The following is a 14,236-nucleotide window of genomic DNA, read 5'->3' as shown; positions in this document are numbered from 1 at the left end:
TAGGACAATCTACCTAAGAATCGCAGGGGCAATTCTGCTCCTGCGATTTTTGAGGAAAAGGGATGAATGTAAAAAAGAAAGCAATGGAAGGAAAGTACTTATACAGAGCTGTGTGCTGCACTATTTTAACTATAATTGATGCAGCTCTTTTTGTGCGTGTATGGTACAACTTCGTTAAAATAAATAATACGACCGGACAGCTGACCGGCCTTGGTAACCTTGGAATGGCACTGGGAATTTACGTGGTGCTTACAATAGTTATGTTTAAGGGTGTGGGCGGCTATAAGATCGGAGTCAACAGGAAGACTAATATTTTGGCATCACAGGTTGTTGCCATTTTTAGCGTGAATTTCCTGGAGGTATTTATCTCCATGGCTATCACAGGACAATTCAGGTTTTTCTTTGACTTTTTACTTGTTTATCTGATGCTTGGCGGAATACAGAGTATAATAGTTTGCTTTGTTTCTGTTCCGATGATCAATTCCTACAGAACGCTTTTCCCACCTATGACACTTTTAGAAATCGGTGGTGAAAATGAGAATGATCTGCTGATGAAGATAGCAGGGAGACCTGATAAGTACGAGATTACCGGTAAGATTCACTATGATATAACAGAAGAAGAGCTTCGTAAAAAGCTTTCAAATTATGATGCTGTTCTTATAAATGATATTCCAAGTAAACCGAAAAACGACATAATAAAGATATGCTTTGATATGGATAAGAGAGTATATTTCACGCCCAAGCTCTCTGATATCATAGTTAAGTCGTCCGATGCGCTTAATCTTTTTGATACGCCACTTTATTTTTGCAGGAATATAGGTATGCCATTATGGCAGAGAATACTTAAGAGAGTGATGGATGTTTTGCTTTCAGCCATTGCACTTATAGTTGCTTCACCTGTAATGCTGGTAGTTGCGCTGCTTATTCACAAAGAGGACGGCGGTCCAGTATTTTTTAAGCAGGAGAGATGTACTCTTGGTGGTGAGAAGTTCATGATTCTAAAATTTAGAAGCATGATAGTCGATGCTGAGAAGGATGGAAAACCAAGACCTGCCGGTGAAGATGATGACCGTATTACAAAGGTTGGACATTTTATCAGAGCGACAAGAATTGATGAGCTTCCTCAGCTTATAAATATTCTTAAGGGAGAGATGTCCATAGTAGGACCAAGACCCGAGAGAGTAGAGCATGTGGAGAAATACTGCGAGGATATTCCTGAGTTTGCGTTCAGACAGAAGGTTAAGGGTGGCCTTACAGGATACGCTCAGGTTTACGGCAAGTATAATACATCAGCTCTTGATAAGCTGAAGCTCGATATGATCTATATAGTAAATTATTCTTTCCTTATGGATGTTCAGATCATATTTGAGACAATTAAGGTAATATTCAGGAAGGAAAGTACAGAAGGCTTTACACAGGAACAGCAAAATGAGATGAGGAGTGCTGTTTCAGGGAAAGAAATACGCTCCCCGGAGAGAATGTAAGTAAGCTTTATGATACAATAGGAGCGTCCGATAGGGTGCTCCTTTTTTGACACTAATAAAATAATCGGAAGACTGACGGTAATAGCAGAGGAGAAACGATGGTAAAAGATAATATACTTGAACTGATTGGCAGAACAGAGCCACTGTTCGATATGGACATTAAGAATAATGAGAAGGAACTTACAGAGATCATAAGCTCATCAAGATTTCTTGTAGTAGGTGGTGCGGGAACCATTGGTTCAGCTATCTGCAGAGAGCTTTTTGCCAGAAATCCCAAGGTTCTTCATGTAGTAGATATCAGTGAGAATAACATGGTTGAGCTTGTAAGAGACATCAGGTCCTCTGTTGGATATGGCACAGGTGAGTTTGCAACCTTTGCAATAGACTGTGGAAGTGAAATTTTCGAGGATTTTATTGAGGCTCAGAAAAAGCGTATCGGAGGCTATGATTATATTTTCAACACCTCTGCTCTTAAGCATGTGCGCTCAGAGAAGGATCCCTATACTCTTATGCGTATGGTCGATACAAATATATTTTATACTGAGAAGCTTATGCGCATGGCTCAGGAGATGGGAACTAAGAAGTATTTCTGTGTTTCAACTGACAAGGCAGCAAATCCGGTTAATATGATGGGAGCATCCAAGCGCATTATGGAGATGTTCTTAAACAGAAGCAGCGAGAATATGCCTCTTTCCATGGCGAGATTTGCCAATGTTGCATTCTCAGATGGAAGTCTTCTTTACGGCTTCAACAGAAGAATAGATAAAAATCAGCCCCTGTCAGCACCCTGTGATGTAAGACGATATTTTGTAACACCCAAGGAGTCAGGTGAGCTGTGTCTGTTGTCATGTCTTACAGGCGGTAACAGAGATATTTATTTTCCTAAGCTCAGCGAAGAGCTCAATCTTATTACCTTTAGCAGCATTGCAGAGAAATACCTGCATAATCTTGGCTATGAGCCTGTTTTGTGTGATACAGAGCAGGAGGCAAGAGACAGGGTAAATGAACTTAAGGCTGTGCACAAGTACCCTGTTTATTTCTTTAATTCTGATACTACAGGTGAGAAGGATTTTGAGGAGTTCTATACTGATAATGAAGTTCTTGATATGAACAGGTTTGAGTCTATTGGTATCATTAAAAATGAACCTGTTTATAACGGTGATAAGCTTGATGAATTCGTAAGAAGGGTTACTGCCATGAAAAAGGCAGGTGCTTGGGAGAGAGCAGATCTTATAGACTTATTTAACGACATGATTCCTAACTTTAATCACAAGGAAACAGGGAAATTCCTTGATGGAAGAATGTAATGGATAGAAGTCTGGACGGCTGGCTTTGGGATAAGGAGCAGGTTTTGTATGGGGAATTTCTATAAAGCGACAAAGCGATACTATGCGCTTGTGCTTTTAATCTTAATTGCTGATATTCTCAGTGTGGTGGTGTCTTATGTATTGGCACTGCTTGTTCGTTTTGATTTCAGATATTTTGATATACCACAGCTGTACAGGGATAATATTCTTATCCTTGTGCCCTGTGCTGCTGTGACAACTATAGCGGTCTATTATGTTTTCAGGCTGTATCACAGTATTTGGCGTTTTGCGTCACTGGCTGAGGTTTACCGCACCATGCTGGCGTATTTTGTGCTGTCACTTATGATGTTTGCAGAGATAAGGATAAGCTTTCTCAATATTCCCAGGAGCTGCCTTTTTATTGCAATTATCCTGAACATGATCTTTTGCCTTGGCATCCGCTTTTCTTACAGGGTGGTAAAGGGCAGTCCCATACATCTTTTTGAAAATAATGATGAAGAAGTAAATGAGCGTGACAATGTCATGATTATCGGTGCAGGGCATGCTGCCAGAGAGCTTTTGACGGATCTTAAGCTGGTTAAGTCATACAGGGTAAGGGTGCTGGTTGATGATAACAGGACCACCTGGGGCAGGTATCTTCAGGGAATAAAGATTGGCGGCGGAAGAGATGATATTGTAGCTCTTTGCAAAAAGTACGATATAGACAGAATCATCTATGCCATTCCATCTGCACCGGTAGAGGACAGACGTGAGATTTTGAATATATGTAAGGAGACTGGCTGTAAACTTCAGACTGTTCCCGGACTTTTACAGATAGTTTCAGGTGAAGTCAGTATATCCAAGCTTCGTGACGTAAATCTTGAGGACCTTCTTGAGAGAGACGAGGTAAAGGTTAACAACAGTGAGATTTTCTCTTCAATAAAGGATAAGGTGTGCATGGTTACAGGCGGTGGCGGATCCATCGGCTCTGAGCTTTGCAGGCAGATTGCGGCCGCAGATCCAAAGCAGCTTATTATATTTGATATTTATGAGAATAATGCCTATCAGATAGAGCAGGAGCTTAAGCGCGCATATCCTCAGTTGGATGTTCAGGCTCTGATCGGTTCTGTGCGAAATACCAGCAGGATCAGAGGCGTCCTTAAGGAATACAGACCGGACATTATTTTCCATGCAGCGGCTCATAAGCATGTACCTCTTATGGAGAAAAGCCCCAACGAGGCCGTGAAAAATAACGTAATGGGAACCTATAAGACAGCCCTTGCGGCAGCAAATTATGGGGTTAAACGCTTTGTTATGATATCTACAGATAAGGCGGTAAATCCTACATCACTTATGGGCGCCACAAAGCGTATCTGCGAGATGATCATTCAGATGATGGACAGAAAATATCCTGATACTGTTTTTTCTGCAGTCAGATTTGGAAATGTGCTTGGATCAAACGGCTCTGTTATTCCGCTTTTTAAGCAGCAGATAGCAGAGGGGGGGCCTGTCACTGTTACGGATAAAAATATGGTCAGATATTTCATGACGGTTCCTGAGGCTGTATCCCTGGTTTTACAGGCAAGCTACTATGCCAAGGGCGGTGAGATATTTGTTCTTGATATGGGTAAGCCTGTGAAGATTGATGATATGGCAAGAAATCTCATCAAGCTTTCAGGACTTAAGCCAGATGAGGATATTAAGATTGTTTATACCGGTCTTCGTCCCGGAGAAAAGATGTATGAAGAAATTCTTATGGACGAGGAGGGTAAGCAGAAAACAGCTAATAACATGATCTATATCGGAAGACCTATCGATATGAATGATGAGCTTTTTGCTGCTCAGCTTGACGAACTCGATGCTGCATCAAAGAAAAACGATGCCAATATAAAACAGCTTGTCGCGAAGGTAGTAGATACCTATCATCCGGAAAAAGAAAGTTCTCCGGCATAAAATATGCCATCTTGAATTTTTGATTCAAGATGGCATTTATTAATAAAAAAATGATAACAGTATTATTCATCCTCATCTTCTGTATCTGTTTCTTCATCGTCTTCGATATCGGCGTCTTCACCTGTAGGAGAAGTCATGATATCCCAGTCTGAAAGATATGCGGTTCCTTCTGTTATTTCATAGCCATAGGACATATAGTCTCCGGAGGGTGTGGATTCAAATTCTGTGGAGGACAGTGTCAGGTAAAGCACCATCTCTTCATCCTCTGACTTGAAGGTTGTGATGGGATAATAGGTCATATCAGTTTCTGAATCATAAGTGATTTCAAGGCCTTTGGAATCCTTTATTTTGGTTGATAAATAATCTGACAGAGTGTTTTTTGCACTGTCATAAGTATTTTTGTCTGAGAAATATATGTTGGCATAAGCTTCGTAGATACTGCCCTCGGAGCAGTAAATCTCAAAGGTGCTGTCATAGTCAAGGAATTTTACGGTGCCTTCACTGAAAATACCTTCATCCTCTTCCTTGTAGCTTATGTTGCTGGCTGAGAGTGCCTTTTTGATCTCGTCATTGGTGGAGTAATCAGCCACCAGAACATCAAGGATTGTTCCGTTTGATTCTATCTTTTTGTCAGTCGATATCTGTGAAAGAGTATCGTTTCGATTGCTGCCGCATGCGCTGATTAACATAGCGGACATAAGCATCATAGCTATTGTTGCTTTTCTTTTCATACTTATATTAGACCTTTCCTTTGATTTTCCTAATGATTATAATGCAACTTCCAGTATATTTAAATATTTATTATTTGTTAATGGTACCCGTTTTTTGGAAATAAAATTTCAAAGTAATATTTATGAAGAATATCTAAAAAAACACGTGACAAAAACTGTCAATGACAGAGCTTTGCTGCGTGTTTTTTTGCGCTTTCGCCGATGCTAGAATTGAAGTATGAAGTGTAGAAAGGGTGTGGGAGCCTGTTCCATTATGTGGTTAAAAAGGAGAGTGCTTATGAGGAGAAGAATTTTATCCATACTACTGATATTTGCAATTATGCTGGCTATGATGCCTGTTTCTGCAAGGGCTGCTGCTACAGATCAGGAGACTGCAAAAGAGACCACTACACATGATATGCTTGCGCAGTCCATTCCGGAATCAGAAGTAGCAGAGCCTATGTTTACCGATGGATTTGAAAAAGTTACGGACAACAAAGCCTATGTAAATGACGATGGCAAGCTTGTTGGAAAAAATATCTGGATTCAGGGAAAGGCCTTTTTTTATGAGGCAAACACCGGAAGCCTTATTGTAACCAATGATACAACTGCCTGGGTTGTAAACTGTGGCGATAAGCCCACAGAGAATTTTATGAAGCTGATGAACAGCATTGTAGATAAGGACATCAGAGTGTTTGGTAAGTTTACCGGATGGACCGATTATGATGCTCCCGGAATATCATTTTTGTATGCTGATGAGTACATGACAACTCCATACAGAATCGAGACCCTTGATAATAAGACCAGAATTTCCTACTGTGATTATGCATTTGAGACACCTAAGTACGATAAAGAGAGGAAGATCGGCAGTTATACATTTAAGGAATCATCAGCCTATGAAGTAGAGGAAGAGCAGCAGATGATCAGCTACAACCTGAGTAAGGATACTTTGGCTTATATGCTGATTCAATGCGAGGACTTAAGCGGTGATGAATACAAAGCTCTTAACCAGGATCAGCTCCATGAACTTTTCGTGGGAATCATGGAAGGAATGTATCCTAATATTGTGTATAAAGAAGATGTGGAGATAGCCGGAAGGAAGTTCCATATCAGTGAGATAACCATGGATGATAATGGCATTACAATAGCTATCTATAGCTATATGACTGTTATAGACGGATATTATTACTTTGTTGCAGTATCACAGCCGTTCTTTGCAACAGAGAGTTATAAAAAGCTTATACCAATGGCATTGGGAATCGATACAGTTAAATAGACCACACCGTTTCATAAACTACACGGTAAAGCGAAGGACCTGCTCTTATCTCCAAAGGGCAGGTCCTTCGAGCGTGCGTCGGAATTAAAAATTCATGTTTTCTTAATGGAATTTTGTCATGCTTTGTGCCAGAATATAAAATATCAAAGATATTTTTATATCTTAAGAGTCTTATGGGGGCAATTGAGTATGAATATTTCAGAAAAGCTTGATTTTCTCATGAATCTTACGAATACCAAGAATGTAGCTTTGGGGAAAGCACTTTCTTTTGATCCGTCGTATATCAGCAGAATCAGATCAGGAAGCCGCGGTACGCCGAAAAATCAGTCCTTTTCTAAGGAGGTTGCCGCTTATTTTTCCAGAAATATAAAAGATGTATACCAGATAGAAGCAGTATCTAAGATGATCTTTGGGGCGGATGCGCTTCCTATCGATAAGGATGAGCTGGAGAGCAGCCTCTATAAATGGCTTGAGCAGGGACCTGATGTAAGTACACAGGCGCCTGTTTTGAACCTTATTTCGGATATTACGAACATGCTTGATGGTGGCAGTATGCCCGGTGGCGACATTTCTTTTGATGAATCCGCAATCACTCCCGCTTCTGACGATAAGATAGTTCCTGTCTATGCGGCCTATGGTAATCAGGGAAAAAGGGAGAGCGTTAAGCGTTTTCTGATGACTCTTGTAATGAAAAAGAAGCCCTTTAAATTGTTCTTATATTCCGATGAGGATATGAGCTGGCTATATGAGAGCCCGGAGTTTTCAAGGCAGTGGGGAATGCTGCTTTTCCAGCTTTTGAAAAACGGATCCCGCATACAGATAGTCCACACCATCAGCAGAGATCTTGTAGAGATGATGGAGGCTATAAGAAAATGGATGCCTCTTTATTCCACAGGGGCAATTGAGCCATATTATTATCCAAAGCTTAGGGATGGTGTGTACAGGAGATCGCTTTTCATAGCCCAGGGTCATTCTGCCCTTGTGTCTACCTCTGTTGAGAATAAGACTGAGGATATGGTGAATCTCCTTATCAGAAATACAGAAGTGGTTTCTGCGTTGGAAAAGGAGTACAGCAACTATTTCGAGCTCTGCAGGCCGCTTATGAAGATGTTCTCGGTAAAGAACAGGGATGCATTTATGGACCTTCTTTTAAATGAAGATGTGTCCGGAGGCAAGTTCTATATGTCCAGTCCGTTGCCATCTATCTGGACCATGCCGGAAGCTCTGGTAAAAAAGCTTGCAGAAAAAGCAGGTGATCCATCTATTATCAAGGTGGCATCACAGATGCGAAAAAACATGATATCCCTTCTCGAAGGTGGCGGAAGAATTACAGAGATAATATCCGGCAGGATGGAGTCCTTAGACTTTAAGAGCGGCGCTGCGATGCCGCTTTCGGATATGATAGGATCGGCGGAGTATGTCTATTTTGCAGATGATTATATTGAGCATCTTAAGGAGACAGAGAGGCTGTGCGAAAAATATGCGGGCTACAGTGTCATCATATCTGACAGCATACCTGCTACCCTCCTTGTGATGTCGCATTCTGAGTCTGATACCATTATTGCGGGCGCAAGCGTGCCGACTGCAGCTTTTTGCATTGCCCACAGACAGTTTTCCTTTGCCTTCTATGAGTACATGGAGCGCATAGAAAAAGACAGCGAACGCCGAAAGGCCGGCAATACGCTGTCTGATTATCTTAAACGTCTCCTTCAAAAACGGTAGTGGCAGGACCTGTCATAAAGACTGTGTTCAGTTCGCGGTCCCATTTACAACGAATCTCACCGCCTCTGACGTGGATAGTAATATCGTCGCAGGTGTGATCATTTAATATGCAGGCCACCACTGTGGCACAGCATCCTGTGCCGCAGGCAAGGGTCTCGCCTGTTCCGCGCTCCCACACTCTCATGTGGACATTTTCTCTGTCATCTATAGTAACGAATTCTGTATTTATTCCCTTAGGGAAAAATGAATGATGTTCAAATCTGGGTCCTATCTTTTCAAGGTCTAGGGAATCTAAATCCATGCCTCTGTTAAGGAAGACAACTGCGTGAGGATTACCCATTGATACGCAGGTGATGTTATATTCCTTATCCATTACAGTGATGGGGTAGTTCACAATCTGACCTGAATTCATGGCCTTCTCATCGGGAAGAGCAAGAGGAATTTCAATAGGTGTCAGTATAGGTGCACCCATATTCACTTTCACGCTTGTAACGATGTTGTCCTCGGTTTTCAGGTCGAGGATTCTGACCCTTCCGCCGCTTACAATCTTAAGCTTTGTCTTATCGGTAAGCCCTTTGTCATAGACGAATTTTGCGACGCATCTGATGCCGTTTCCGCACATCTCTGAGTAGGAACCGTCAGCGTTATACATCTCCATCTCAAAGTCAGCCAGATCCGTCTCAAAGGGATTTATGAAAATAACGCCGTCGCCGCCTATACCAAAGTGTCTGTCGCTAAGGTATCTCACCAGCTCGGGCTTTTCCTCCTGAGAGATTTTCTCCTTGCCGCCGTCTATGTAAATATAATCGTTTCCGCAGCCGTGCATTTTCGTAAAGTGCATATTTTCACCTCTGTAAATGAAAGTTTGTGTCTGATTTAAGTCGCTTAAGAATAAAACTTATTGTGATTATACTCAGTTTTTTTGCGTCATGTCAAAGCTCTGTTAAAAACTTTGATAAAAAACTTTTTTGATTTAATTCATTAAAGTGCTTGCCAAGAAAAATGTTCTGTGATAATATCGTTCAAGGACGCACAAATGTCCGCGATACAAAAACACTCCAAAATTCAGTTTATGCGGGACGGACACGCAGCGCCAATCTTATTATTTCAGAGGAAGTAGTATGAGGGAAGAAACCGGATATTATGTTTTGAAAAAACAGGCGGTGCCGGAGGTTTTGCTGAAGGTTCTGGAGGCTAAAAAGCTTCTTGATACCGGAAAATGTAAGACTGTAAACGAAGCATCCGAGCGCCTTGGTATAAGTCGCAGTTCTTTTTACAAATATAAGGACGACATATATGAATTCCATGACAGCCTGCAGGGAACCACACTTACCCTGAACCTGCAGATGGATGATGAGCTTGGAGTTCTGTCGGATGTCCTTAGGATAATTTCTGAATGCGGCGCAAATATACTGACAATTCATCAGGCGATACCTTATAATGGAGTTGCGGCTCTCTCGGTAGGAATTCAGGTTTTACCTACTACCAGAGATATTGCAGAGCTTCTTATGAAGCTTGAGTCCGCGCCTCGTGTACACAGGGTACAGATTATCGGTAGAAACGCCGAAGTATAAAGCAGCAGACAAAAATTTATCTATACAGGCATAAAGAGGAGGAATTCGTAATGGCAAAGATCGCGGTTTTAGGATATGGCACTGTGGGGAGCGGTGTTGCATATGTTTTGGATACAAACGGTGCGCAGGTCGCAGACAGCGCAGGCGAAGATATTGAGCTTAAATACATCCTTGATCTTCGTGAGTTTCCCGGGGATAAGCATGAATCAATAGTCGTTCATGATATCGATGTGATCTTAAACGATCCTGAGGTAGAGGTTATCTGCGAGACTATGGGAGGAATCGAGCCTGCTTTTACTTTTGAAAAGAGAGCACTTGAAGCAGGTAAGAGCGTATGTACATCTAATAAAGAGCTGGTTGCCGCACACGGACCTGAGCTTGTGGAGCTTGCCAAGAAAAACAATGTAAGCTATCTGTTCGAAGCAAGTGTAGGCGGCGGAATTCCGGTACTTCGTTCCATGAATGATTCAATCAGACATGAGAGACTTGATTCCATAAGAGGTATCTTAAACGGAACAACAAACTACATCCTTACCAAGATGGATAAGGAAAAGGCAGATTTCGATTCTGTTCTCAAGGTTGCTCAGGAAAAGGGTTACGCTGAGAGAAATCCCGAGGCAGATATCGAGGGCCATGATGCCTGCAGAAAAACAGCGATCCTTGCTTCCATTATGAGCGGTCAGTTCGTAAAGCACGAGGATATCTATACAGAGGGTATCACCAAGATCTCTTCAGAGGATTTCGAATATGCAAGAAGTCTTGGAAGAGCCATCAAGCTCCTTGGAAGCTGCGAGAGGAAAAACGGCAAGTTCTTCGCAATGGTAGCACCTTTCATGGTTGGCGCTGACAATCCGCTTGCTACCGTTAACGGAGTTTTCAATGCGATAGATGTTCACGGAAATATGCTGGGCGATGTTATGTACTACGGAAAAGGCGCCGGCAAGGAAGCTACAGCTTCTGCTGTTGTAGCTGACGTGATCGACATAGTAAAGCACAGGGGCAAGCACATCGACTGGAACCTCAGAAATGTTCCGGCGCAGGTTGAGTCCAACGAGCATGCAGAGAGACAGTTCTTTGTAAGAGTGGACGCTGCGGCTAAGGATGCTGCTCTTGTCCAGTTCTCCGGCGCACAGGAGGTTACAGCTTCCGGCGTAAACGGTGAATTTGCATTTGTTACAGAGGTAATTACTGAAAAAGCTTTTGAAGAAAAAATAACAGTACTCGGCAATATCAAGGGCTATATCAGATTACTGTAAAAATGTATTATACCTTCCCGGATCAGGTTGGTTCGGGATGTTATATGATATGAGGATTTTGAGAGGAGATTATGAAAAGTGAGTAAGGTAGTAAAGTTCGGCGGAAGCTCCTGCGCTGATGCCAATCAGTTCAAGAAGGTAGCAGAGATCATTCACTCAGACAGCGAGAGAAAATTCGTAGTAGTATCTGCTCCCGGTAAGCGCAGCGACAGTGACACTAAGGTTACCGATATGTTGTATCAGACCTATGCACTTGCTGAAGAGGGTAAGGATTTTTCCAAGCAGCTCTCAGCAATCGAGGCAAGATATAACGAGATCATCAAGGGACTTAAGCTTAAGCTTTCCCTTAAGGATGAGTTTTCCGAAATCGAGAAACAGTTCAAGGCAAAAGCTGGAAAAGACTACGCTGCTTCAAGAGGTGAGTATCTTAACGGCGTTCTGATGGCAAATTATCTTGGCTTTGAGTTCGTTGATCCCAAGAACGTTGTTCTTTTTGATGATGACGACACATTCGATGCTGAGATCACAAACAGAAGAGTTGCAAAGAGACTCAAGGGCGTTGAGAACGCAGTAATCCCCGGATTTTACGGAGCCTACGAGGATGGAAGAATAAAGACCTTCTCAAGAGGCGGATCTGATATCACAGGTTCCATCATCGCAAGAGCAATTCACGCTGATGTTTATGAGAACTGGACTGATGTATCAGGCTTCCTTGTAGCTGATCCCAGAATCGTTGACAGACCTCAGCCCATTGAGACAATCACTTATACAGAGCTTCGAGAGCTTGCATACATGGGTGCTTCAGTTCTTCACGAGGACGCAATTTTCCCTGTAAGAAAAGAGGGCATTCCGATCAACATCAGAAATACCAACAGACCTGACGATCTGGGAACCTGGATCGTTGAGTCCACAGCAAAGAAATCAAAGTTTACAATCACCGGTATCGCCGGTAAGAAGGGCTTTTGCTGTGTGAATATCAACAAGGATATGATGAATTCAGAGGTTGGATTTGTAAGAAGAGTTCTTCAGGCCTTTGAAGATCAGAACATCTCCATCGAGCATGTTCCTTCTGGAATCGATACCATGACAGTGTTTGTTGCTCAGGAGGATTTCATTGATAAGGAGCAGGCAGTTGTTTCAGAGATTCACCGCCTTGCAAAGCCTGATCTTCTCGAGATCGAATCAGACCTTGCGCTTATCGCGGTAGTTGGCCGCGGAATGAAGAGACAGCGCGGTACTGCAGCAAGAATCTTCTCAGCCCTTGCTCATGTAAACGTAAACTGCCGCATGATCGATCAGGGTTCATCCGAGCTTAACATCATCATCGGTGTGGAGAGTAAGGATTTTGAAAAAGCAATCAAGGCTATTTACGATATCTTCGTAATGACACAGCTTTAATAGCATTAGAGAAAATAAAGAGCTTCGCGTATTCATTTTGGTGAACAGCGCGAAGCTCTTTTTAGTTATTGTGAAATCTATCTAATGTCTTTTATAAGATTTACTTTAAAAGAAAATCAATGAAGGCCTTTGATACTTCCGGGTGATCTGTACTTGCAACGATACCGGCGATTGGTGTAACTCCGATGTAGCATTCATTGTCTGTGAGCTTTTGATTGTCTGCAAGAATGATGCCAACGGGAACAGGCTGATCCATTTCGGAAGGATCTCTTCTTACAAATTCGTAGTTTCCTTCTTCTTCCTCAGTAACCATCTCTCCGCTTTCGAGAGCCTTTGCGGCTTCTTCTTTTGCCTTAAGTACTTCTGTGTAGTCCATGTAGTAGACCTTATCACCAAAAGCTGCAAGCTCATCCTCTGAGTAAACCTCTCTAAGATCAATGAACATCTCGCTTTGGGTGTATTTCTCAAAAAGCTGAGGGTCAGCTGCGAAAACATCAAGTTCTCTTGCAGCTATCATTGCATATATTCTCTCCATGGTGGTGTAATCCATCTGGCCGCCTGCTCCATCAGCTGAGAGAGAAGTTGTTGTGTCGATATATACTTCTTCTTCATCTGTATTAATACCCTGAGCCTCTGCGAACTCTGCTTCCAGGGTGTCAGAGCCGATGAAGGATGCAGCATTTACAAACATGGCATTCAGTGCATAGGGCTTGTTGGAGCTGATATCACGGACCAGCATAACCAGCATTACCACTGTAAAAATCGCTACAAAGGTGTGAATTTTATAATAATCCCAGAAATACTCAAGGTATGCCTTGAAGCCCATGCCCTTCAGCGCTTGCCACTGGTGTCTTTTTTCTTCATTTATATTCATGTTGAAACTCCTTTTTTCTATAATAACTTTATGATTATAAAACAATTTTGTGAATATTATAAGAAATCTTAGTTTTTATTATTAATTTTTTTCTTTTTTCTAGTTATAATTATTATTGCAAGTTATTGTATGTTAATATATCATATCCTTTAAAAAGTCAATCGGAAGGAAATCAATATGATGAACGACAACAGTTACGTAGAAGTTATGGTTGCCAGAAAAGCATCACCTCTAATGCAGATTCTTAAGTATGTGCTTTTCACGCTGGCAGCTCTCGCTTTTATTATGGGATTTTTGGGCGGCATGATCGTGCTCGTAATCGCATGTATTGTTTTTGGTGTAGCGGGTTACTTCGTATCACTCAATGCTTCTATTGAGTATGAGTATCAGTACTGTGAGAGAGAGATCACAGTAGACAAGATTCTAAACAAGAGCAGGAGAAAAAGGGTAGCGGTTTTTGAGACCGATAAAATGGAAGCCCTGGCTCCATCAAGGTCCTATCATCTGGACGATTATCGTAAGAACACAAATTACAGAACACTTGATTTTTCATCTGGAACAAATGAGCAGCCGGATCCTACATATACTATGTACTATGACGGCAGAGAAAAGGTTATTTTTGAACCAAACTCTCAGATGATTGAAGCAGTTAAAAACGTGGCACCACGTAAAGTATTTACAGATTAAGGAAGGAAAGAGGAGT

Annotated in this window: 12 protein-coding genes; 9 read left to right on the top strand and 3 right to left on the bottom strand. The window is 41.9% G+C overall.

Going from position 1 to position 14,236, the window contains the following annotated elements:
- Positions 1-62 precede the first annotated feature (62 nt).
- From G608_RS20945 to G608_RS0111175, 3 genes are all read left to right on the top strand, one after another.
- Complete coding sequence (locus G608_RS20945; RefSeq protein ID WP_051209213.1) at positions 63-1,484, top strand: sugar transferase; 1,422 nt, start codon at positions 63-65, stop codon at positions 1,482-1,484.
- 98 nt (positions 1,485-1,582) lie between these two features.
- Positions 1,583-2,791 (top strand): UDP-N-acetylglucosamine 4,6-dehydratase, encoded by a 1,209-nt coding sequence (locus G608_RS0111180; protein ID WP_026496098.1) that lies wholly within the window; start codon positions 1,583-1,585, stop codon positions 2,789-2,791.
- Between the two features lie 48 nt (positions 2,792-2,839).
- Entirely contained in the window at positions 2,840-4,723 is a 1,884-nt protein-coding gene (locus G608_RS0111175; RefSeq protein WP_026496097.1) for a polysaccharide biosynthesis protein, read from the top strand.
- A gap of 62 nt (positions 4,724-4,785) precedes the next feature.
- On the opposite strand, the gene G608_RS0111170 is transcribed toward G608_RS0111175, so the two are convergent.
- Positions 4,786-5,454, bottom strand: a complete 669-nt coding sequence (locus tag G608_RS0111170) for a hypothetical protein (RefSeq protein ID WP_026496096.1) — start codon at positions 5,452-5,454, stop codon at positions 4,786-4,788.
- Between the two features lie 277 nt (positions 5,455-5,731).
- Here G608_RS0111170 and G608_RS0111165 point away from each other — a divergent pair, with 277 nt between their 5' ends.
- Together G608_RS0111165 and G608_RS0111160 are read left to right on the top strand one after the other, a co-directional pair.
- Positions 5,732-6,709: a hypothetical protein gene (locus tag G608_RS0111165; RefSeq protein ID WP_026496095.1), complete on the top strand. Its 978-nt coding sequence runs from the start codon at positions 5,732-5,734 to the stop codon at positions 6,707-6,709.
- Positions 6,710-6,898: 189 nt separating this feature from the next.
- On the top strand, positions 6,899-8,431 hold the full coding sequence (locus G608_RS0111160) for a hypothetical protein (RefSeq protein WP_026496094.1): 1,533 nt from the start codon (positions 6,899-6,901) through the stop codon (positions 8,429-8,431).
- Here the strand turns inward: G608_RS0111160 and dapF are convergent.
- A complete protein-coding gene (gene dapF / locus G608_RS0111155; protein ID WP_026496093.1) occupies positions 8,406-9,272 on the bottom strand; it encodes a diaminopimelate epimerase in 867 nt (288 codons plus the stop codon). The genes G608_RS0111160 and dapF overlap by 26 nt on opposite strands.
- Before the next feature lie 280 nt (positions 9,273-9,552).
- Between dapF and G608_RS0111150 the strand changes: the two genes are divergently transcribed.
- From G608_RS0111150 to G608_RS0111140, 3 genes are all read left to right on the top strand, one after another.
- Complete coding sequence (locus tag G608_RS0111150; RefSeq protein ID WP_026496092.1) at positions 9,553-10,005, top strand: ACT domain-containing protein; 453 nt, start codon at positions 9,553-9,555, stop codon at positions 10,003-10,005.
- 50 nt (positions 10,006-10,055) lie between these two features.
- Complete coding sequence (locus tag G608_RS0111145) at positions 10,056-11,261, top strand: homoserine dehydrogenase (RefSeq protein WP_026496091.1); 1,206 nt, start codon at positions 10,056-10,058, stop codon at positions 11,259-11,261.
- 78 nt (positions 11,262-11,339) lie between these two features.
- On the top strand, positions 11,340-12,659 hold the full coding sequence (locus G608_RS0111140) for an aspartate kinase (RefSeq protein ID WP_026496090.1): 1,320 nt from the start codon (positions 11,340-11,342) through the stop codon (positions 12,657-12,659).
- 100 nt (positions 12,660-12,759) lie between these two features.
- Here the strand turns inward: G608_RS0111140 and G608_RS0111135 are convergent, their stop codons facing one another.
- Entirely contained in the window at positions 12,760-13,533 is a 774-nt protein-coding gene (locus G608_RS0111135; RefSeq protein ID WP_026496089.1) for a hypothetical protein, read from the bottom strand.
- Between the two features lie 177 nt (positions 13,534-13,710).
- On the opposite strand from G608_RS0111135, the gene G608_RS0111130 reads away from it, so the two are divergent.
- Positions 13,711-14,220, top strand: a complete 510-nt coding sequence (locus G608_RS0111130; RefSeq protein WP_242829380.1) for a DUF6106 family protein — start codon at positions 13,711-13,713, stop codon at positions 14,218-14,220.
- The last annotated feature ends 16 nt before the right edge of the window (positions 14,221-14,236 follow it).

It is taken from the genome of Butyrivibrio sp. WCD3002 (genome assembly GCF_000424265.1).
Taxonomy (GTDB): domain Bacteria; phylum Bacillota; class Clostridia; order Lachnospirales; family Lachnospiraceae; genus Butyrivibrio.
This window is presented reverse-complemented; position numbering and strand designations above follow the sequence as displayed.